At 66.7% G+C, this 19,934-nt stretch carries 17 protein-coding genes; 11 read left to right on the forward strand and 6 right to left on the reverse strand.

Features of this window, described 5'->3' with window-relative positions; all coding sequences use genetic code 11:
* From rpsD to C0R07_RS16965, 4 genes are all read left to right on the forward strand, one after another.
* Positions 1 to 630 carry a 30S ribosomal protein S4 gene (gene rpsD / locus C0R07_RS16950; protein ID WP_019186164.1) on the forward strand — a complete coding sequence of 210 codons (630 nt, stop codon included), beginning with the start codon at positions 1 to 3 and terminating at the stop codon, positions 628 to 630.
* A 54-nt stretch (positions 631 to 684) separates the two neighbouring features.
* Positions 685 to 1,683, forward strand: a complete 999-nt coding sequence (locus C0R07_RS16955; RefSeq protein ID WP_019186165.1) for a DNA-directed RNA polymerase subunit alpha — start codon at positions 685 to 687, stop codon at positions 1,681 to 1,683.
* Positions 1,684 to 1,884: 201 nt separating this feature from the next.
* Positions 1,885 to 2,271, forward strand: coding sequence for a 50S ribosomal protein L17 (rplQ, locus tag C0R07_RS16960; RefSeq protein ID WP_019186166.1), 387 nt, complete (start codon positions 1,885 to 1,887; stop codon positions 2,269 to 2,271).
* A gap of 381 nt (positions 2,272 to 2,652) precedes the next feature.
* A complete protein-coding gene (locus C0R07_RS16965) occupies positions 2,653 to 3,162 on the forward strand; it encodes a disulfide bond formation protein B (RefSeq protein WP_102789530.1) in 510 nt (169 codons plus the stop codon).
* A gap of 111 nt (positions 3,163 to 3,273) precedes the next feature.
* Here C0R07_RS16965 and C0R07_RS16970 read toward each other — a convergent pair whose 3' ends face one another.
* A complete protein-coding gene (locus C0R07_RS16970; protein ID WP_102789531.1) occupies positions 3,274 to 5,400 on the reverse strand; it encodes a TonB-dependent receptor in 2,127 nt (708 codons plus the stop codon).
* A gap of 212 nt (positions 5,401 to 5,612) precedes the next feature.
* Between C0R07_RS16970 and C0R07_RS16975 the strand changes: the two genes are divergently transcribed.
* Both C0R07_RS16975 and C0R07_RS16980 read left to right on the forward strand, forming a co-directional pair.
* The gene (locus C0R07_RS16975) at positions 5,613 to 7,004 is read left to right on the forward strand and encodes a class II 3-deoxy-7-phosphoheptulonate synthase (protein ID WP_019186169.1); all 1,392 of its coding nucleotides are present in this window, start codon (positions 5,613 to 5,615) and stop codon (positions 7,002 to 7,004) included.
* A gap of 104 nt (positions 7,005 to 7,108) precedes the next feature.
* Complete coding sequence (locus tag C0R07_RS16980; RefSeq protein ID WP_390331293.1) at positions 7,109 to 8,254, forward strand: mechanosensitive ion channel family protein; 1,146 nt, start codon at positions 7,109 to 7,111, stop codon at positions 8,252 to 8,254.
* A 129-nt stretch (positions 8,255 to 8,383) separates the two neighbouring features.
* On the opposite strand, the gene C0R07_RS16985 is transcribed toward C0R07_RS16980, so the two are convergent.
* Genes C0R07_RS16985 through typA form a run of 3 tightly spaced genes read right to left on the reverse strand, consistent with a single transcriptional unit; the run spans position 8,384 to position 12,407 of the window.
* Entirely contained in the window at positions 8,384 to 10,006 is a 1,623-nt protein-coding gene (locus C0R07_RS16985; protein WP_026070243.1) for an amidase, read from the reverse strand.
* A 55-nt stretch (positions 10,007 to 10,061) separates the two neighbouring features.
* Complete coding sequence (locus C0R07_RS16990; RefSeq protein WP_019186172.1) at positions 10,062 to 10,547, reverse strand: DUF2127 domain-containing protein; 486 nt, start codon at positions 10,545 to 10,547, stop codon at positions 10,062 to 10,064.
* Positions 10,548 to 10,559: 12 nt separating this feature from the next.
* Entirely contained in the window at positions 10,560 to 12,407 is a 1,848-nt protein-coding gene (gene typA, locus C0R07_RS16995) for a translational GTPase TypA (protein ID WP_102789532.1), read from the reverse strand.
* Between the two features lie 362 nt (positions 12,408 to 12,769).
* Here typA and C0R07_RS17000 point away from each other — a divergent pair, with 362 nt between their 5' ends.
* The 5 genes from C0R07_RS17000 to C0R07_RS17020 all read left to right on the forward strand — a co-directional run bounded on the left by C0R07_RS17000 (position 12,770) and on the right by C0R07_RS17020 (position 18,474).
* The gene (locus C0R07_RS17000; RefSeq protein WP_019186174.1) at positions 12,770 to 13,264 is read left to right on the forward strand and encodes a peptidylprolyl isomerase; all 495 of its coding nucleotides are present in this window, start codon (positions 12,770 to 12,772) and stop codon (positions 13,262 to 13,264) included.
* A 63-nt stretch (positions 13,265 to 13,327) separates the two neighbouring features.
* Complete coding sequence (locus tag C0R07_RS17005; RefSeq protein ID WP_019186175.1) at positions 13,328 to 14,314, forward strand: malate dehydrogenase; 987 nt, start codon at positions 13,328 to 13,330, stop codon at positions 14,312 to 14,314.
* Positions 14,315 to 14,662: 348 nt separating this feature from the next.
* On the forward strand, positions 14,663 to 16,540 hold the full coding sequence (prpE, locus tag C0R07_RS17010) for a propionate--CoA ligase (RefSeq protein ID WP_070473725.1): 1,878 nt from the start codon (positions 14,663 to 14,665) through the stop codon (positions 16,538 to 16,540).
* A 305-nt stretch (positions 16,541 to 16,845) separates the two neighbouring features.
* Complete coding sequence (locus C0R07_RS17015) at positions 16,846 to 17,340, forward strand: hypothetical protein (RefSeq protein ID WP_070473727.1); 495 nt, start codon at positions 16,846 to 16,848, stop codon at positions 17,338 to 17,340.
* Between the two features lie 72 nt (positions 17,341 to 17,412).
* Positions 17,413 to 18,474: a suppressor of fused domain protein gene (locus C0R07_RS17020; RefSeq protein WP_102789533.1), complete on the forward strand. Its 1,062-nt coding sequence runs from the start codon at positions 17,413 to 17,415 to the stop codon at positions 18,472 to 18,474.
* Between the two features lie 79 nt (positions 18,475 to 18,553).
* On the opposite strand, the gene C0R07_RS17025 is transcribed toward C0R07_RS17020, so the two are convergent.
* A complete protein-coding gene (locus C0R07_RS17025) occupies positions 18,554 to 19,165 on the reverse strand; it encodes a glutathione S-transferase family protein (protein ID WP_070426696.1) in 612 nt (203 codons plus the stop codon).
* An 89-nt stretch (positions 19,166 to 19,254) separates the two neighbouring features.
* Entirely contained in the window at positions 19,255 to 19,713 is a 459-nt protein-coding gene (locus C0R07_RS17030) for a cell wall hydrolase (RefSeq protein WP_019185842.1), read from the reverse strand.
* Positions 19,714 to 19,934: the final 221 nt, after the last annotated feature.

Here is a 19,934-nt window from a genome sequence, read left to right on the forward strand (position 1 = left end):
ATGGCTCGTTATATCGGTCCTACCTGTAAGCTCGCCCGCCGCGAAGGCGCCGACCTTTCCCTCAAGAGCCCGGCCCGTGCGCTGGACTCCAAGTGCAAGCTGGAGCAGAAGCCCGGCCAGCACGGCGCCACTGCCCGTAAGGGCAAGCTGTCCGACTACGCTACCCAGCTGCGCGAAAAGCAAAAGGTCAAGCGTATCTACGGCCTGCTGGAGCGTCAGTTCCGCAACTACTACAAGAAGGCCTCGACCAAGAAGGGCAACACCGGCGAGAACCTGCTGCAGTTGCTGGAAACCCGTCTGGACAACGTCGTCTATCGCATGGGCTTCGCTGTGACCCGTCCGGCTGCCCGTCAGCTGGTCTCGCACCGCGGCGTCACCGTGAACGGCAAGTCGGTCAACCTGGCTTCGTACCAGGTCAAGGCTGGCGACGCCGTCGCTCTGTCCGAGAAGGCTGCCAAGCAGCTGCGCGTTCAGGAAGCCCTGACCGTGTCTGCCACGCATGACCTGCGTCCGTCGTGGGTTGAAGTTGATTCCGGCAAGTTCGCCGGCATCTTCAAGGCCGTGCCGGATCGTTCGGACCTGCCTGCGGATATCAACGAAGCGCTGATCGTCGAGTTGTATTCGAAGTAATTCACATTGGAGAACCTCCGGGTCACACCGGAGGTTCGCAGGAGAACCCGCAACATGACGGTTACCGCCAACCAGGTTCTGCGTCCTCGCGGTCCGCAGATCGAACGCCTTACCGATACCCGCGCCAAGGTCGTCATCGAACCCTTGGAGCGTGGTTACGGGCATACGCTGGGCAACGCCCTGCGTCGCGTGCTGCTGTCGTCCATCCCGGGCTTCGCCATCACGGAAGTCGAAATCGATGGCGTACTGCACGAGTACACCACGCTCGAAGGCTTGCAGGAGGACGTGCTGGAAGTCCTGCTCAACCTGAAGGACGTGGCCATCCGCATGCATACCGGTGACAACGCTACGTTGTCGCTGTCCAAGCAGGGTCCGGGTGTCGTGACCGCTGCTGATATCAAGCTGGACCACAACGTCGAAGTCCTCAACAACGACCATATCATTTGCCACCTGACCAAGGACACGGCAATCAATATGCGTCTGAAGATCGAGCGTGGTTTCGGCTACCAGCCGGCGGCCGCGCGTCGTCGTCCGGATGAAGAAACCCGTGCCATCGGCCGTCTGGTCCTGGACGCCTCGTTCTCGCCGGTCCGTCGCGTCGCCTATTCGGTGGAAGCGGCCCGCGTTGAACAGCGTACCGATCTGGACAAGCTGGTGCTGGACATCGAAACCAACGGCACGATCGATGCCGAGGAAGCCGTGCGCACTGCCGCCGACATCCTCAGCGATCAGCTGTCGGTCTTCGGTGACTTCACCCACCGCGACCGCGGTGCGGCCAAGCCGGCCAACAACGGCGTGGATCCGGTGCTGCTGCGCCCGATCGACGACCTGGAACTGACCGTGCGTTCGGCCAACTGCCTCAAGGCAGAGAGCATCTATTACATCGGCGATCTGATCCAGAAGACCGAAGTGGAGCTGCTCAAGACCCCGAACCTCGGCAAGAAGTCGCTGACCGAGATCAAGGAAGTCCTCGCACAGCGCGGCCTTTCGCTCGGCATGAAGCTGGAGAACTGGCCGCCGGCCGGTGTCGCCCAGCACGGCATGCTCGGCTGATCCAGCGCTACGCAAGATGCTTGACCCCGCACCTTCGGGTGCGGGGGCTTCACCGGCAACACCCCGCACCGACAGGTCGATAGCCTGCGGTGACGGCCAGCCAGGACGGCTGGCACCGGACCATCCGCAGTCCAAGCAGCAACGCCAGGATGGCGACAGCGATACCCAACCGATCCAACATTCACTTCAGGAATCACCGTCATGCGTCATATGAAGTCCGGTCGCAAGTTCAACCGCACCAGCGCCCATCGCGAAGCAATGTTCAAGAACATGGCCGCGTCGCTGTTCAAGCACGAGCTGATCAAGACCACCCTGCCGAAGGCCAAGGAACTGCGCCGCGTTGCCGAGCCGCTGATCACCCTGGCCAAGGTTGATTCGGTTGCCAACCGTCGTCTGGCGTTTGCTCGCCTGCGCGACAACGAAGCCGTCGGCAATCTGTTCACCACCCTGGGCCCGCGTTACGCGAACCGTCCGGGCGGCTACCTGCGTCTGCTGAAGTGTGGTTTCCGCGCTGGCGACAATGCGCCGATGGCCTACGTGGAGCTGGTCGATCGTCCGGCCGCTGTGGCTGAAGCCGTCGAAGAGTAATCTTCGAGCTGTACCTGTTATTCGGTGAAGAACCCGGCCTTGTGCCGGGTTTTTCCGTTTCTGCGGGGTTGATAAGGGCCAAGGCCAAGGCCACGGCCACGGCCACGGCAAGAGCATGGCGCTGCGGGCGAGGGTGGGGCGTCGGCGCGGGTGGGTTGGCGGGACACGCCGTAAATCCGTCCATGGAGGCTCATGTCGCGCCATCCATGGCGCTCATGGTCCCGACAACCCACCCGCGCCAACGCCTGCACACATGGTCGGTGCGCATGGGGTAAAGCGGGGGCTGTGCGCGGCGTAGGTAGAGCCGGCCGTTGGCCGGCTGCGTGGCGGCTGGTCGCGGCCCTGTTAATCTTGGCGCCTGGACTTTCACGAGTGTTGGCAATGAATCCATTGCGTTGGAGTTTCCGCGCCCAGTTCCTGCTGGGGTTCCTGGTCTGCGCGGTGCTGTTGGGGTATGCGATCTTCCTGCAGCTGAAGATGGGGCTGGAGCCGTGCCCGTTGTGCATCTTCCAGCGGATCGCGTTCGCGGCGCTGGGGCTGCTGTTCCTGATCGGGGCGCTGCACGGTCCGCGTGATCCGGCCGGGCGGAAGACGTATGGCGTGCTGGCCTTCATCGCGGCGGCTGTCGGTATCGGCATTGCCGGGCGCCATGTGTATGTGCAGTTGCTGCCGCAGGACATGGGCTCGAGCTGCGGGCCACCGTTGAGCTTCCTCAGCGAGACGATGGGGCCGTTCGAGGTGTTCCGCACGGTGCTGACCGGTACCGGCAACTGCGGCAACATCGATTGGCAGTTCCTGGGCCTGACGATGCCGATGTGGAGCCTGGTGTGGTTCGCGGCCTTGGCGCTGTGGGCGCTGGTGACGGCGTTCCGTGCGCGCCGCCGCCACTGAGGTCGCATCCGGCCGTCTCCGGCCTGGCACGCGTTGCGCGGCCAGGTCGGAGGCTGCGGTCAGGTCTGGATGTTCCCGGCCTGATCCGGTCGCAAGGCGTCAGGGTACCGCTCAGAAGTCCTGCTGCAGGCTGAGGTAGGCGCCACGGCGCGGGCCCCACTGCGGGGCGAAGACGCCGATCCCGCCGCCGTCGCGCAGCTGGTAGCTGCGGTCCAGGGCGTTGACCAGGGCCAGCTGCGCGTGCAGCGGGTGGCCGCTGTCGGCGTTGAAGTCGTGGCCGGCGCTCAGGTTGAGCTGGAGGTAGGCGGGGAGTTCGCCACCGTTGGGGACGCCGTCGGCGTCCGAGCGCAGGCCGCTACCGAAGACGTAGTCGGCGCCAAGACGATTGTGGCCGGCGAAGGCGTAGCTGATGCCGCCGGACGAGGTCAGTTTCTGGTCGTGGTCCAGGTGGATCCAGTTGTCCTGGACATAGGCCAGTGCTTCCGGATCCAGGTTGTACTGGCCGGTGATGACCTGCTTGCCCATGGCCTTGTTGTAGGCCGCGTTGACGTAGGCGCTGAGCGGGCCATTGCTGTAGTCGGCGCTGAATTCCACGCCGTGGATATGCCCGTGGCGATAGTTGAAGGTCGAGTAGATATAGGCGGCGCCGAACTGGCCTTCGTCCTGCAGCCGGTCGACCTTGCGGTCGTAAGCGTCCAGGCCGAGGGTGAGGTGTTCGCCCAGCTGCTGGGAGACGCCGATGTCGTAGTAGTCGCTGCGCTCGGACAGTGGCGTGGTGCTGCCTCCGGCCGGTTGCTGGTTGGTGGTGCCGTCGTAGAGCGCGATGTCACTGCTGGCCACCAGTTCGCTGGCCGGCGGGGTGAAGTAGCGCGAGTAGCCGGCGTGCACGGTGGTGCTGTCGGTGGCGTTCCAGACCACACCCACCCGCGGGCTGAGCTGGCCTTCGGTGCCACCGAAGGCCTTGTAGCGGTCGCCGCGCAGGCCGTAGTTCACGGTCCAGTCGTCGCCGAGGCGCCATTCGTCCTGCAGATAGACCGCGGTGGTGGTGGCGTTGAAGGCGCTCGCCTCCGGAATGCGCCGGGGCGTGGTGCTGGCCTGTTGGCCGTCGGCGTCGACCGGGAACACCCAGGTGTCGCTGCCGGCGCGGGCGCGTTCGGCGTTGACGTACAGGCCGTAGCGCAAGGTGTGGTTTTCGCCCAGCGGGGTGGAGAAATCGGCCTGCACGGTGTTGGCGCGGTTGCTGCGCTCCACCTGTGAGGCAACGCCGTTGAAGATGAGGTCGCCGGCGAGGTCCGGGTGGAAGGACAGGTCGCTGTACCGCCGCCCGGCCGAGACCTGGTAGGCGGTGCTGCCCAGCGCGCCCTGCAGCACCAGCATGCCGAAGCGGGTGGTCTCGCGCTGGGTTTCGTCCAGCGCGGCGGAGTCCGCAGTGACCGTGTCCAGGTAGCCGAACTGCGGGGTCTGGCCGGGGTTGACCGGGATCTGGAAGCGGTTGTTGGAGAACCCGGCGAACAGGCTCAGGCGGGTGGCGTCGTTGACCAGGTAGGTCAGGTCGGCGAACGCCTTGCCCTGGTGGGTGTCATCGTGGTCCGGCCGGCGCGAGGCGGTGGGGTTTTCCATGCCGACCTGGTCCTGGTCGTAGTTGCCGGTCAGGTACCAGCTCCAGCGGCCCTGGCTGCCCCACCACGAGGCGTTGGGGTTGACCTTGCCGTAGGAGCCGGCGGTGAGGCCGGCGCTGCCGCCATTGCCCAGCTCGGCGCCGCTGCGGGTGGTGATGTCGACCACGGCGGCGGTGCGCTCGCCAAACTGTGCCGGCAGGGCGCCATCCATCAGGCGGAGGCTCTTGATCGCGCGGGCGTCCAGCGTCTGGCCGAAGCCGGAGATCGATTCGGGCAGCAGGACGCCGTTGAGCCGGTACTGGAGGTTGGCATGGCCGCCGCGCACGTGGACGCCACCGTAGGAATCCTGGACCACCCCCGGCGCCTGCAGCAACACCTGGTTCAACGGGGTGGAGGCGCCCAGCGGCAGGTTCTGGATGTCTTCGGCAGTGATCTGGTACTGGCTGCTGCCGATATCCGGCGACAGCGCATTGCGCGCCTGGTCGAGTTTGGCGCTGACCGTGACCGCGTCCAGATCGGTGACGGCAGGGGCGGCGCTGGTGGCGGCGGCGGCGAGGGCGGGCAGGCCGGTCAGGGCCAGGGAAACAGTAATACCGGTAGCAAGCAGGGAGGGCTTCATGAGGATGGCTTGGCTGGGCGATGGAGGAGGGGCCGGCCTGGCAAGTGTTACTCCGTAACAAATCATGCGCCTGTCCGCGGCCGCTGGACCATGCGCGATCTGGCCGATCGCCGCGCCCGTTGACCGGTGTTCAGCCACGCAGGCCGGCCCAGCCCTTTGCGGCGGCGGCGCGCTCTGCGACCATGACCGGCCCCACACCCCGGAAGTCCGTGATGAGCCTGTCCGCCCCCCCCGTAGCCGATCCCGCCGCGACCGCCGTCGACGCTGCCTGGTCGCCGGAGAGCTGGCGTGGCAAGCCGGCGCTGCAGATGCCGACCTACCCGGACCCGCTGGCGCTGGATGCCTCGCTGCACGAGCTCAAGCGGCTGCCGCCGCTGGTGACCTCCTGGGAGATCCTGGCGCTCAAGCAGCAGCTGGCCGATGCCCAGGAAGGCAAGCGCTTCCTGCTGCAGGGCGGTGACTGCGCGGAGAACTTCAGCGACTGCGAATCCACCACCATCTCCAACCGGCTCAAGGTGCTGCTGCAGATGAGCCTGGTGCTGGTACACGGCATGCGCAAGCCGGTGATCCGGGTCGGGCGTTTCGCCGGGCAGTACGCCAAGCCGCGCTCGGCCGATACCGAAACCCGCGACGGCGTGACCCTGCCCAGCTACCGCGGCGACGTGATCAATGCGCCGGAATTCACCGAAGCTGCCCGTCTGCCGGACCCGCGCCGGATGCTGCAGGCGCATGCGCATTCGGCGATGACGATGAACTTCGTGCGGGCGCTGATCGATGGCGGCTTCGCCGATCTGCACCACCCCGAGTACTGGAACCTGGAGTGGGTGCGGCATTCGCCGCTGGCCACCGATTACCAGAAGATGGTGTCCTCGATCGGCGACGCGGTGCGCTTCATGGAAACGCTGTCCGGCACGCAGGTGTACAACCTCAACCGGATCGACTTCTACACCTCGCACGAAGCGCTGCTGCTGCCCTACGAGCAGGCGCTGACCCGGCAGGTGCCGCGCCAGCAGGGTTGGTTGAACCTGAGCACGCACTACCCGTGGATCGGCATGCGCACCGCGGCGCTGGATGGCGCGCACGTGGAATACCTGCGTGGCGTGCGCAATCCGATCGCGATCAAGGTCGGCCCGTCCGTGCAGCCGGACCAGCTGCTGCGCCTGATCGATGTGCTCAACCCCGATGACGAACCGGGCCGCCTGAGCTTCATCCACCGGATGGGCGCGGCTCAGATCGCCGAGAAGCTGCCGCCGCTGTTGAATGCGGTCAAGCGCGATGGCCGGCGCGTGCTGTGGGTGTGCGATGCGATGCATGGCAATACCGAGAGCACCAGCAATGGCTACAAGACGCGCCGTTTCGACAATGTGCGTGGCGAGGTCGAGATGTCCTTCGATCTGCATGCCGCGGCCGGCACGCGGTTGGGCGGCGTGCACCTGGAGCTGACCGGGGAGGACGTGACCGAATGCACCGGCGGCGCCCGCGAGCTGACCGAACGCGACCTGGAGCGTGCCTACCGCTCCTCCGTCGATCCGCGCCTGAACTACGAGCAGTCGCTGGAGATCGCGATGGCGATCGTGCGCAAGCAGGCGCATTACGCCGACTGACACGGGGGCGTGTCCTCGACACGCACCTTACATTTGTCTGATACCCCGGTCATGGTGGTACCGGTATCCTGTGGACTTCCTTGCGAAGAACACAGGAGCGTGCAGTGACCGTGGACTGGCAGCAGGCAGCGCTGTATCTATGGCCGATCTCGATCGCACTGGTGATCGGGATCACGGGCTGGTGGTTGCTGATGGCGTTGACGCGGCGCTTGAAAAACCGCGATTACCGCCGCGCCCGCATCGCGCGCGTGATCAGCCGTCCGCTGGCGTTCGCGCTGCCGCTGCTGCTGCTGATTCCCGCGCTGGAAGCCACGCCGCTGCACGGGCGTTGGCTGGACCAGTCACTGCGCCTGCTGCATATCGGCCTGACCGGCTGCTTCATCTGGCTGCTGGTGCGCGCGGTCGCTGCCGGCGAGCAGGCGATCCTGCGCGACCACCCGATGGAGGTGGCCGACAATCTCGAAGCGCGTCGCATCCAGACCCAGACCCGGGTGCTGAGCCGCGTGCTGATGGGCGCGATCATCCTGATCGGCGTCTCGCTGATCCTGCTGACCTTCCCGATGGTGCGCCAGATCGGCACCGCGCTGCTGGCCTCGGCCGGCATCATCGGCCTGGTCGCCGGTATCGCGGCCAAGCCGGTGTTCGGCAACCTGATCGCCGGCCTGCAGATCGCCTTGACCCAGCCGATCCGGCTGGACGATGTGGTGATCGTGGAAGGTGAGTGGGGCCGGGTGGAGGAGATCAACAGCAGCTACGTGGTGGTGCGGATCTGGGATGCGCGGCGGATGGTGGTGCCCCTGACGTGGTTCATCGAGCACCCGTTCCAGAACTGGACACGGCGCAGTGCGGACCTGCTTGGCACTGCCTTCCTGTGGCTGGATTACACCGCGCCGATCCCGGCGATCCGCGCTGAACTGGAGCGGATCTGCAAAGGCGAGGCACTGTGGGACGGCCAGGTCTGCGTAACCCAGGTGACCGAAACCAGCGAGCACACCCTGCAGGTGCGCCTGCTGGTGAGCGCGCGCAACTCCGGCGATGCATTTGATCTGCGCTGCATCGTGCGCGAGCGGATGCTCGATTTCCTGGCGCGCGAGCATCCGCAGGCGCTGCCGCGCACCCGTGCCGAGCTCAACCAGGAAGTGACGCCCACGCGCCGGCCGCGCTCGCAGCCGGCCGAGGATGTGCGCTCGCCCGGGGCCGAGGATGGTGAGCCGGCGATCCTGCCGGACCCGGGCGATGCATCCCGGTAGTGCCGGCCGCCGGCCGGCAAACGCATGGACCCTGTGCCGGGATTGCGTGGTTGCCGGCCAGCGGCCGGCACTACCGAGGTGGGGCGTACGTTATCGGGTAGGTACCGACCGTTGGTCGGTACACGCCCGTCAGGGCGCGACGGCGTTCGTCAGCAGACTGTCGGTCTGGAAGCGTGGTGGGCGGCGCGCCCGCGTGCGCTGCTCGTAGGCGTAGCCCAGTTCGATCAGGCGCGGCTCGCTCCACGCGGTGCCCATGAACAGCAGGCCCAGCGGCAGGCCGTTCACGTGCGCCATGGGCACGGTCAGGCTCGGGTAGCCGGCCACGGCGGCAGCGCTGTAGCTCTCGCCCGGGAAGTCATCGCCACTGCCCGGCCGGATCGGCCAGGCCACGCCGGTGGTCGGGGCCACCAGCGCATCCAGTTTCTGCTCGCGCAGCACCGCATCGATGCCCTCGGGGCCGGCCAGGCGGCGTGCGTCACTGCGCGCGCGGATGTACGCCGGGGTGCCCGGCCCGCCCATGGCGGCAGCGGTTTCCATCAGGTCCTGGTCGAACAGCGCCAGCTCCTTGCCCGCGTGCTGCCGGTTCCAGGCGATCACGTCCTCCAGGCTGCGCACCGGGGCCTGGTAGGTGGTGAAGTAGCGCTGCAGCCCGGCCTTGAACTCGTGCATCAGCACGATGCGTTCGGCGTCCTGCCACTGGCCCTGGGTCGGCAGCTGCACCGGCACCACGGTGGCGCCGGCGTCGCGCAGCACGGCCACGGCATGCTGCAGGGCCGGGGCGATGCCCGGCTTCTGCATCAGGTCGCCATACAGCACGCCGACCCGCGCGCCGCGCAGGCCATCGGCGTTCAGGCGGGAGGTGTAGTCGTAGACCGCGCGCCCGGGCATGGTCGCGGTGGCCGGGTCGGCCTCGTCGCGGCCGGCCATGGCGGTCAGCAGGGCCGCCGCATCGGCGACGCTGCGCGCCATCGGGCCGGCGGTGTCCTGGCTGAAGGAGATCGGGAGGATGCCTTCCCGGCTGACCAGGCCGACGGTCGGTTTCAGCCCGACCACGCCGTTGACGGCGGCCGGGCAGACGATGCTGCCATCGGTTTCCGTTCCGATCGCCGCCACCGCCAGATTGGCCGACACCGCCACCGCGCTGCCGCTGCTGGAGCCGCAGGGGCTGTGGCTGAGCCGATACGGGTTGCGGGTCTGTCCGCCACGCGCGCTCCAGCCAGAGACCGATTGGCTGGAGCGAAAGTTGGCCCATTCGCTCAGGTTGGTCTTGCCCAGGATCAGCGCGCCGGCCGCGCGCAGCCGCTTGACCAGGAACGCATCGTCGGGGCGGAAGCCTTCCAGTGCGAGCGAGCCGGCAGTGGTACTCATGGGGCTGGCGCCGATGTTGTCCTTGAGCAGCACCGGGATGCCGTGCAGCGGGCCGCGGAGCTGGCCCCGGCGGCGCTCGGCGTCCAGTTGGGCGGCCTCGCGCAGTGCGTCCGGATTGAGCTCGATGACCGCGCGCAGGCGCGGGCCGGCGCGGTCGAGGCGGGCGATGCGGTCCAGGTAGGCGCGGGCCAGGGTGACGCTGTCCAGCTCGCCGCTGGCCATGCGCGCCTGCAGATCGGCGATGTCGGCTTCGGCGTAGGCGAAGGGAATCGGCGCGCTGGTGGGCGGTGCCGCGGCAGGCGACTCACGGGCGTGCAGGGGCGCCGGGCCCGGGCTGCAGCCGGCCAGTGCGATGAGCATCAGTGATGTCAGTGTCAGGCGCATGCCTGTCCCCCCGAACCGGCCGACAGGCTAACCAGCACAGACGGCGCTTGGCAACTCAAGCCGCGTTGGCGGCCTTGCCATGGCGTTTGCGGATATCGCGGGCGAGCACGCCGACCACGATCAGATTGATCACCAGCACCGACCACGAGGCCCAGCCCGGGTGACGGAGAATGGCGTAGATATCGAACGGCAGGTAGATGCCGGCGGTGACGCAGCCCAGCCAGGAGGCCCAGGCTTTGGCGCGCCAGAGGCCCCAGGCCTCGAAAAGGTGCAGGACGCCATAGGCGACCATCGCAGCAGCCGCCAGATGCACGGCATCGGGGCTGATCATGTTGAGCAGCGAGGGCAGGGTGCCGTGATCCGGGTCCAGACTGAACCGGCGGATCAAGGCATTGACCGCATCGCGCAGGGGCTGCGGGCCGAGCATTTCCAGCCCGGTCGCAGCCAACAGCGCCAGAACCGCCTTGCTGGCTTCCAGCAAGGCGATCAGGTGAAGCCCCGGATGCTTGTGAGGATCCGGGTTGTAGGGCTTGTCGGTCACGACAGGGTCCTATCAGCCGCCGCGCGATGCCTTCTTGCGGTCGCTTTCGGTCAGGCCCTTCTTGCGCAGGCGGATTTCCTTCGGGGTGATCTCGACCAGCTCGTCGTCTTCGATGAAGTCCAGGGCCTGCTCCAGCGAGTACTTGATCGCCGGGGTCAGCTGGATCGCATCGTCCTTGCCCGAAGCGCGCATGTTGGTCAGCGGCTTGGTCTTGATCGCGTTGACGGTCAGGTCGTTGTCCTTGGAGTGGATGCCGACCAGCTGGCCTTCATACACGTTGTCGCCTTCAGCAGCGAACAGCTTGCCGCGTTCCTGCAGCGGGCCCAGGGAGTACGCCGGGGTGGCACCCGGAGCATTGGCGATCATCACGCCGTTCTGGCGCTTGGCGATCGAACCCTGTTCCTTCGGGCCGTAATGATCGAACACGTGGAACAGCAGGCCCGAACCCTGGGTCAGGGTCTTGAACTCGTTCTGGAAACCGATCAGGCCACGGGCCGGGATCTGGTATTCCAGGCGCACGCGGCCCTTGCCGTCCGGCTCCATGTTCTTCAGCTGGCCCTTGCGGGTACCCAGCTTTTCCATCACGCCGCCCTGGTGCTGCTCTTCGATGTCCACCACCAGCTGCTCGATCGGCTCCATGGCCTGGCCGTCGATCTGCTTGATGATCACTTCCGGGCGCGACACGGCCAGCTCGTAGCCTTCACGACGCATGTTCTCGATCAGCACCGACAGGTGCAGTTCGCCACGGCCGGAGACCAGGAACTTGTCGGCGTCTTCCAGCTGTTCCACCTTCAGGGCCACGTTGTGGACCTGCTCGCGGTCCAGGCGGTCCTTGATCTGGCGGCTGGTCAGGAACTTGCCACCGGACAGGTCCTTGTTGCCGGCGAACGGCGAGTTGTTGACCTGGAAGGTCATCGAGATCGTCGGCTCATCGACGGTCAGCGCCGGCAGCGCTTCCGGGGTGTCCGGGTGGCACAGGGTGTCGGAGATGGTCAGTTCCGGGATGCCCGAGATGGCGATGATGTCACCGGCCTCGGCGGTATCCTGCTCGATGCGCTCCAGGCCCAGGAAGCCCAGCACCTGCGCGACCTTGCCGTTGCGCTTCTTGCCTTCGCGATCGATGACCGCGACCTGCATGTTCTTCTTCAGGGTGCCGCGCTGCACGCGACCGATGCCGATCACGCCCACGAAGTTGTTGTAGTCCAGCTGGCTGATGCGCATCTGGAACGGACCGTCCGGGTCCACTTCCGGCTTCGGCGCGTGCTGCATGATCGCTTCGTACAGCGGGGTCATGTCGCCGTCGCGCACGGTGTCTTCCAGGCCGGCGTAGCCGTTCAGGGCCGAGGCGTAGACGATCGGGAAGTCCAGCTGCTCATTGGTGGCGCCGAGCTTGTCGAACAGGTCGAAGACCTGGTCGATCACCCAATCCGGACGCGAGCCCGGACGGTCGACCTTGTTGACCACGACGATCGGCTTGAAGCCCATCGCGAAGGCCTTCTGGGTCACGAAGCGGGTCTGCGGCATCGGGCCGTCCATCGCATCGACGAGGATCAGCACGGTGTCGACCATCGACAGCACGCGCTCCACTTCGCCGCCGAAGTCGGCGTGTCCCGGGGTGTCGACGATGTTGATCCGGTTCTTGATGCCGGTCTTCTTGTCTTCCCAGGTAATGGCCGTGTTCTTGGCCAGGATGGTGATGCCGCGTTCCTTTTCCTGGTCATTGCTGTCCATCACGCGCTCGGCGAGCACGGTGCGCTCGGAGAGGGTGCCGGACTGCTTGAGCAGCTGGTCGACGAGGGTGGTCTTACCGTGGTCGACGTGGGCGACGATGGCGATGTTGCGAAGATTTTCGATAGACATGCGAAAGGGGGCCAGTCGGCGCCGGATTTGGAAAAAGAAGTCCAACATTATACGGCCAAGATGACCAATCGCGAAAAGTGCGTCGCAAGCCTTGCCGGACGGGCATTCAGGTAGTGCCGGCCGCTGGCCGGCAACCCCGTGATCCCCGGCAGGTTTTGCCTGGCTGCTGGCCAACGGCCGGCACGACCGCCGTCCCTGAGGCATTCAGCCGCCGTCCCTGAGGCATTCAGCAAAGCGTGTCCGTGCCGGCGCGGAGGTACCTGGGCGCGTGGCGACGCGTTTGTCCAACAGGCGCCCGTTGGTCAGGGGGCGCGGTGTATCCTATGGGGCTAACGACAAACCCCCGTACCCCAAGGATTTGCATGTCCCTCATCGCCACTTTCGACACCACCCAGGGCCCGATCAAGGTCGAGCTGTTCGCCGACAAGGCCCCGCTGACGGTCGCCAACTTCGTGAACCTGGTCAAGCACGGCTTCTATGACGGCCTGATCTTCCACCGCGTCATCCCCGACTTCATGATCCAGGGCGGCTGCCCGCAGGGTCGTGGCACCGGCGGCCCGGGCTACAAGTTCGAAGATGAAAAGAATGGCGTGAAGCATCAGGTCGGTTCGCTGTCGATGGCCAATGCCGGCCCGAACACCAACGGCAGCCAGTTCTTCATCACCCACATCAAGACCGATTGGCTGGACGGCAAGCACACCGTGTTCGGCCAGGTCCTGGACGGCCAGGCCATCGTGGACTCGGTCAAGCAGGGCGATGTGATCCATTCGATCACCCTGGAAGGCGACACCGACGCCGTGCTGGCCGCCCAGGCCGAGCGCGTGGCGGAGTGGAACAAGCTGATCCCCAGCGCCTGATCCGATCCCGACGGCCCCCTGTGAAGGGGGCCGTTTTTACGATTCTTAGCAGAGGAAATCCCCATGAAAGCACCTGTTCGTGTTGCCGTGACCGGCGCCGCCGGCCAGATCGGCTACGCCCTGCTGTTCCGCATCGCCTCCGGCGACATGCTGGGCAAGGACCAGCCGGTCATCCTGCAGCTGCTCGAGCTGCCGGTCGACAAGGCCCAGGCCGCCCTGCGCGGCGTGATGATGGAACTGGAAGACTGCGCGTTCCCGCTGCTGGCCGGCATGGTCGGTACCGACGACGCTGAAGTCGCCTTCAAGGACGCCGACATCGCCCTGCTGGTCGGCGCGCGTCCGCGCGGCCCGGGCATGGAGCGCAAGGATCTGCTGCTGGAAAACGCGAAGATCTTCACCGCCCAGGGCGCCGCACTGAACAAGGTCGCCAAGCGTGACGTGAAGGTGCTGGTGGTCGGCAACCCGGCCAACACCAACGCCTACATCGCCATGAAGTCGGCGCCGGACCTGAACCCGCGCAACTTCACCGCCATGCTGCGCCTGGACCACAACCGCGCGCTGAGCCAGCTGTCGACCAAGCTCGGCAAGCCGGTCGGTGGCATGGAAAAGCTGATCGTGTGGGGCAACCACAGCCCGACCATGTACCCGGACTACCGTTTCGCCACCGCCGATGGTGCCTCCATCGCCGAGGCGATCAACGACCAGGAATGGAACGCATCGACCTTCATCCCGACCGTGGGCAAGCGCGGCGCGGCGATCATCGAAGCGCGTGGCTCGTCCTCGGCAGCCTCGGCCGCCAATGCCGCCGTCGACCACATCCGTGACTGGGTGCTGGGCAGCAACGGCAAGTGGGTCACCATGGGCGTGCCGTCCGACGGCTCCTACGGCATTCCGGAAGGCGTGATCTTCGGCTTCGCGGTCACCACCGAGAACGGCGAGTACACCCTGGTGAAGGATCTGCCGGTCGACGACTTCAGCCAGAAGTACATCGACAAGACCCTGGCCGAGCTGGAAGAAGAGCGCGCCGGCGTCGCCCACCTGCTGGGCTGATCGCACGCCGCGACAGGTGCTGGCCGTTGGTCGGTGCCTGATGGAAGAAACGCCGGGCATTGCCCGGCGTTTTTTTTTGGTTCTTCGCCCATGGGCGGTGCAGGTAGAGGCGCGTGCTGAGTCTTTTCCTCCGCGGCGGTCGGTGGGTCGGGCGCTGGGCCCCCATACCCTTGTAGGCGAAATAAAGGAGGAGGGGGCGGCCGCAGGCCGACGCCGGGGGACATTCGCCGGAAAGGGTATGGGGGCCCAGCGCCCGACCCACCGATCGGCCCTACGACCAAGGTCGGACGGCCCGTGCCTCACCATCGGACTATGCTCGATCCCATGACTTTGTCTGGGAGGGCTGTCATGCGTTACGAAGATGTCTATCGACGTTCGGTCGATGAACCCGAGGCGTTCTGGGGCGAAGAGGCCCAGCGCATCTACTGGCACACGCCGCCGCAGCAGATCCTCGATTACAGCAACCCGCCGTTCCGGCGCTGGTTCGTCGGCGGGGAAACCAACCTCTGCTACAACGCGGTGGACCGCCATCTGGTCGATCGCCCCGACCAGCTCGCGCTGGTCGCGGTCTCCAGTGAAACCGGCGTCACCCGCGAGATCACCTACCGCGAGCTGCACCGCGAAGTAAATGCCTTCGCCGCCGTGCTGCTGCGGCTGGACGTGCAGCGCGGCGATCGCGTGGTGATCTACATGCCGAACATGGCCGAGGCAGTCTTCGCGATGCTGGCCTGCGCGCGCATCGGTGCCATCCACTCGGTGGTGTTCGGTGGCTTCGCCGCGCACAACCTGGCACTGCGCATCGACGACGCCGAACCCAAGCTGCTGATCGCCGCCGATGCCGGCAAGCGCGGTGGCAAAGTGATTCCCTACAAGGCGATGGTCGATGCCGCCTGCGCCGAAGCCGCTTCGCCGCCGCCGCACGTGCTGATCGTCTCGCGCGGGCTGGACCCGGCCGAGCCGAAGGTGCCCGGCCGCGACGTGGACTACGCCGCGTTGCGCGCCGAGGTGGGCGACCAGGATGTGCCGGTGGTGTGGCTGGAATCCAGCGAGCCCAGCTATCTGCTGTATACCTCCGGCACCACGGGCAAGCCCAAGGGCGTGCAGCGCGACGTCGGCGGCTACGCGGTGGCGATGGCGCAGTCGATGGAGACCGTGTTCGATTGCAAGCCCGGCCAGGTGATGTTCTCCACCTCGGATGTGGGCTGGGCGGTCGGGCACTCCTACAACGTGTACGGCCCGCTGATCGGCGGTTGCACCTCGCTGCTGTACGAAGGGCTGCCGACCAGTCCCGATCCGGGCATCTGGTGGGCGCTGTGCGAACAGTACGGCGTGCGCACGCTGTTCTCCTCGCCCACGGCGATCCGCGTGCTCAAGAAGCACGATGCGGACTTCATCCGCCGCCACGATCTGGCCTCGCTGAAGTACGTCTTCCTTGCCGGTGAACCGCTCGATGAACCCACCGCGCACTGGATCAACGACGCACTCGGCAAGCCGATCATCGACAACTACTGGCAGACCGAAACCGGCTGGCCGGCACTGACCCTGCTGCCGGGCGTGGACATGAAACCGGTGCGCTTCGGCTCGCCCGGCTTTCCGAACCTCGGCTACCGGATGAAGGTCATCGATGAGAACACCGGCGAGACCGTCGCGCCGGGGCAGAAGGGCGTGCTGGTGATGATCCCGCCGCTGCCGCCGGGCTGCATGAGCACCGTCTGGAAGGACGATGCGCGCTTCATCCAGAGCTATTTCAGCCACTTCAAGGAACTGCTCTACAGCTCGCTGGACTGGGCGATCCAGGACGAAGACGGCTACACCTTCATCCTGGGCCGCACCGACGATGTCATCAACGTGGCCGGGCACCGCCTGGGCACGCGCGAGATCGAAGAGTGCATCGCCGGCCATCCGCTGGTGGCCGAGGCCGCCGTGATCGGGGTCAAGGATGAACTCAAGGGCCAGGTACCGCTGGTGTTCGTCACCCTCAAGCAGGCCCTTCAAGGCGACGGCAGTGCCGTGGTGGCCGAGATGATGCAGCGGGTGAGTGGCACGCTGGGCGCGGTCGCACGGCCGGCGCACATCCATATCGTCAACGCGCTGCCCAAGACGCGCTCGGGCAAGCTGCTGCGGCGCTCGCTGCAGGCACTGGCCGAGGAACGTGACCCGGGCGATCTGTCGACCCTGGACGACCCGGCGGCCCTGGACGAGATCCGGCGCGCGCTGGGCAACTGACCGGCCGTCGTCCTGGCGTGCCCCACGCGTCCCCACGGCCCGCCTTCCCCCGAGGGCGGGCCTTCAACGCCTGCCGTGCCACCGCCCAGGACCATGCTGCAGCGCATTACCGGCAAGCGGAGCGCTCCGGTAAGCTGCGCAGGCGATCGTTGCAGGCCTCACCGGCCCGGCGCCGCGCGCTGGGGACACGGCGCGCCACGCGCGGCCGGTGATGCGCATCGGCCTGGAAGATCGCAAGGGGGCGCGTACGCATCGGCGAATGTCCGGGTGCCACGCGCGGTGATGCACCACGTGAGGGGGAACACATGGCGTATATCCATGCCAAGACGGCCGCTGGCCGTCAGGAAATCGAGGACCGTGCACGGCGCCTGCCGCCGTCGCTGCGCTCCATTCTGCTGATGGTGGATGGTCAGCGCGATGACACCGCGCTGACCGCTCTGTTGCCGGGCCTGCGTGCACCGGAGGACGCGCTCGCGCAGTTGTCCGCGCAGGGCCTGATCGAGATCGTCGGCGGCAGTGTCGCGCCGGTCGTCGCTGCGGCCCTGACCGCCGGACGCGAGCAGGATCCGGACCTGTACAAGCGACTGTACGACTGGATGAGCGAATCGGTGCGCAGGCATCTCGGTCTGAAGGGCTATTTCATGCAGTTGAAAGTGGAGCGCTGTACCGATGCCGGCAGCCTCGAGACGCTGTGGCCGGACATGGCCGCCGCGATCAGCAAGGCGAAAAGCCCGGCGTTGGCCAACCGTTGGCTCGACGAAACGCGCGCGCTGGTGCAGGCCGATCCCGTGGTCGCCTGAGCCGAGGCCTCCACGGCAGTCAGCCAGCGCGGTGTTTAGAATGCGCGCTGATTCTGTGGCTGGAGAGCGGTGATGGTGGATGAGATCGAGGACGACGGCGCGCCTGGCTGGGAGGCCATCGATGCGGCGTTGAAAGCGGTGTATCCCGTGCAGGCGCCGCAGCATTACGGCCCGGTGCTGCGCTCGCTGCTGGGCGGTGAGGACCCGTTGGACGGCATCAGCGCGTACTGGAACGATGCGCCGCTGCCGCACTGGCATTTCGTCAGCTACGGCTTCTCCGAACTGTATGAAAAAGAGAGCGATGATCCGGCCACCAGTGGCTACGGGTTCGAGCTGAGCTTCCGGGTGGCCGCCGAAGCGGGCAGCGAGCCACCAGCGTGGGCGATGAACTTCCTGCAGAACCTGGCGCGCTACGTGTTCGCCAACGGCAAGGTGTTCCAGCAGGGCCACTACCTCAACGCGGGCGGGCCGATCGCCGCCGATAGCGATACGCTGCTGCGGCACGTCGCCTTCATGCGCGACCCGCAGCTGCCCCCGCGCGAGACGCCCAACGGTTCGCTGGAGTTCCTGCAGGTGATCGGGCTGACCGATGACGAGATGGAGGCGGTGAAGCGCTGGTCGACCACCGGCGTGCTCGAGACGCTGCTGCCCAGGATGCCGCTGTGGATCACCGACATCGCGCGTGGCTCGCTGCTGGGCGACCCGGCACTGGCTGCCGCCGTGGCAGAGGGGGCGGCACGCGAGGGCTCGCAGACGGCCTATCTGTTCCTGGAAAAGCTGGCCTGGTCGGTGCAGGGCGAGGGCGCTGGGCAGCAGTTGACCCTGACGCTGGGCGCGCGCCAGGTGGAATCGCTGCTCGCGCTGCTGCCAGCGCGGTTGCTGTTCGGGCAGCCGTTGACGCTGGTCGGCAATGATCGGCAGATCACGCTGTCGCCAGCGGCGGTCAATGCGCTGGTGATCGACGCCGATGCGCTGGACTGCCAGTTGGCCCCGGCCACGGTGCAGGCGCTGGTTGCCACGGTCATGCCACGCCGCGGGACCTATGCGATCCCGGGCTGGCCGGCGCTGCAGGTAGTGGTGGAGCCGAGCGAGCTGCGCGATGCCGAGGGCACTGTGGTACGTACGATCGGGTAGAGCCACGCCATGCGTGGCTCCTTGTCCGGCCGGCGCGTCTGTTCTGGCCGGACCGCCTGCAGCCACCCATGGGGTGGCTCTACAGGAGGCCTTCGGCCTTCAGCACCGCCTGCACGCCGGTATCAGCCTCCATGCGCTGCTTGAAGGCGGCGAGGTTGTCCAGGCCGCTCAGGTCGATCTTCGCGCCCGCCGCCCAGCGCAGGGTGATGTAGAAGTAGGGGTCGGCGAAGCTGCGGAACCCGGCCAGCCAGGGGCGATCGGCCAGCTGCGCATCGGCGCGCTCGAACAGGCCACGCAGGCGCTTGCGGGCGGCGGCGCGGAGCGCGTCGTACTGGGTGTCGTCTTCGATGAAGGCGCCCGGCGCGAACAGCGGCTTGAACGCCGGGTGCAGGTCGGAGTTGACGAAGGACAGCCAGCGGGTGGCTTCGGCGCGCTGCTTGGGGCTGCCATCACCGGTCAGGCCGGCCTGCGGGTGGGTATCGGCGATATAGCCCATGATCGCCGCGTTCTGGGTCAGCACGAAATCGCCATCGACCACCACCGGGACCGAACCGGCCGGATTGAGGGCCAGGAACGGCGGTGCCTTCAGGGTGTCCTTGTCGAGCAGTTCCACCTCGAACGGCTGGCCGGTCCACTGCAGGGCGATGTGGTCGGCGGTGGAGCAGGCTCCGGGCTTGCTGTACAGCTTCATGGGAACTCCGTTGCGGATCGGTGGAAGGTGAGCCGCCCACTATTCCAGAGCTGGCCCTTCATCCTCAACGGTATCGCCGTAACAGATCGTTACGACGCGCGCGGCTTGAGTTTCTGCACGCGGTAGAACGTGTGGTCGCCGATGGTGGCCACCTGGTAGGCGTTGCGCCAGCTCGGGTTGGCGATCGCCATGGCGGCGAAGTGGCTCGCGCCGGGCACGATCTCCTTGCGCTCACCGGCGGGCAGGGCCCAGTTGCGCTCGGCATCGAAGGCCACGGTCATCGCTTCCTGCCAGGCATCGGCGTTGCCGAGCTGGGTGCCGGGCGCGACGATGGTCGGGGCGAACTGCTTGCGGGCGGTCACCACCTGGCACATCGAGTCGCCCCACAGGCCGCTGTCCAGCCGGCGCAGAGCCACTTCCGCGACGGCTTGCTGGCCGCGCAGGGTCTGGTCACGCGCTTCGAGGTAGACGGTCGTGCTCAGGCACAACGAATCGGCGGCAGGCTGCGGCAACAACTGTGACAGCCAGAGAATCCAGGCCAGTTTCATAAATCTCCTTGCTCCGTGTGGGCCGCACCTGGCTGTTCCATCCGATCGTGCGGACGGGGCGTGGGATACGACTTGGCGTCATGGGGAGGCGGCCATCGGGGCCGCCCGGGGGCGGACCCGAACAAGACGTGGGGTCCGCGCGCTCACTCGAACTGGGTGGTGAGCGGGAAAGTTGGCGCACGATAGGGGGGGATTTCCCAATACATCCTGAACCCGAAAGC

The sequence above is a fragment of the Stenotrophomonas bentonitica genome (genome assembly GCF_002887735.1).
In the GTDB taxonomy this organism is placed as follows: domain Bacteria; phylum Pseudomonadota; class Gammaproteobacteria; order Xanthomonadales; family Xanthomonadaceae; genus Stenotrophomonas; species Stenotrophomonas bentonitica_A.

Coding starts and splice junctions, on each gene's coding strand:
- rpsD (WP_019186164.1), top strand. CDS start 1: ATGGCTCGTTATATCGGTCCTACCTGTAAGCTCGCCCGCCGCGAAGGC.
- C0R07_RS16955 (WP_019186165.1), top strand. CDS start 685: ATGACGGTTACCGCCAACCAGGTTCTGCGTCCTCGCGGTCCGCAGATC.
- rplQ (WP_019186166.1), top strand. CDS start 1,885: ATGCGTCATATGAAGTCCGGTCGCAAGTTCAACCGCACCAGCGCCCAT.
- C0R07_RS16965 (WP_102789530.1), top strand. CDS start 2,653: ATGAATCCATTGCGTTGGAGTTTCCGCGCCCAGTTCCTGCTGGGGTTC.
- C0R07_RS16970 (WP_102789531.1), bottom strand. CDS start 5,400: ATGAAGCCCTCCCTGCTTGCTACCGGTATTACTGTTTCCCTGGCCCTG.
- C0R07_RS16975 (WP_019186169.1), top strand. CDS start 5,613: ATGAGCCTGTCCGCCCCCCCCGTAGCCGATCCCGCCGCGACCGCCGTC.
- C0R07_RS16985 (WP_026070243.1), bottom strand. CDS start 10,006: ATGCGCCTGACACTGACATCACTGATGCTCATCGCACTGGCCGGCTGC.
- typA (WP_102789532.1), bottom strand. CDS start 12,407: ATGTCTATCGAAAATCTTCGCAACATCGCCATCGTCGCCCACGTCGAC.
- C0R07_RS17000 (WP_019186174.1), top strand. CDS start 12,770: ATGTCCCTCATCGCCACTTTCGACACCACCCAGGGCCCGATCAAGGTC.
- C0R07_RS17005 (WP_019186175.1), top strand. CDS start 13,328: ATGAAAGCACCTGTTCGTGTTGCCGTGACCGGCGCCGCCGGCCAGATC.
- prpE (WP_070473725.1), top strand. CDS start 14,663: ATGCGTTACGAAGATGTCTATCGACGTTCGGTCGATGAACCCGAGGCG.
- C0R07_RS17015 (WP_070473727.1), top strand. CDS start 16,846: ATGGCGTATATCCATGCCAAGACGGCCGCTGGCCGTCAGGAAATCGAG.
- C0R07_RS17020 (WP_102789533.1), top strand. CDS start 17,413: ATGGTGGATGAGATCGAGGACGACGGCGCGCCTGGCTGGGAGGCCATC.
- C0R07_RS17025 (WP_070426696.1), bottom strand. CDS start 19,165: ATGAAGCTGTACAGCAAGCCCGGAGCCTGCTCCACCGCCGACCACATC.
- C0R07_RS17030 (WP_019185842.1), bottom strand. CDS start 19,713: ATGAAACTGGCCTGGATTCTCTGGCTGTCACAGTTGTTGCCGCAGCCT.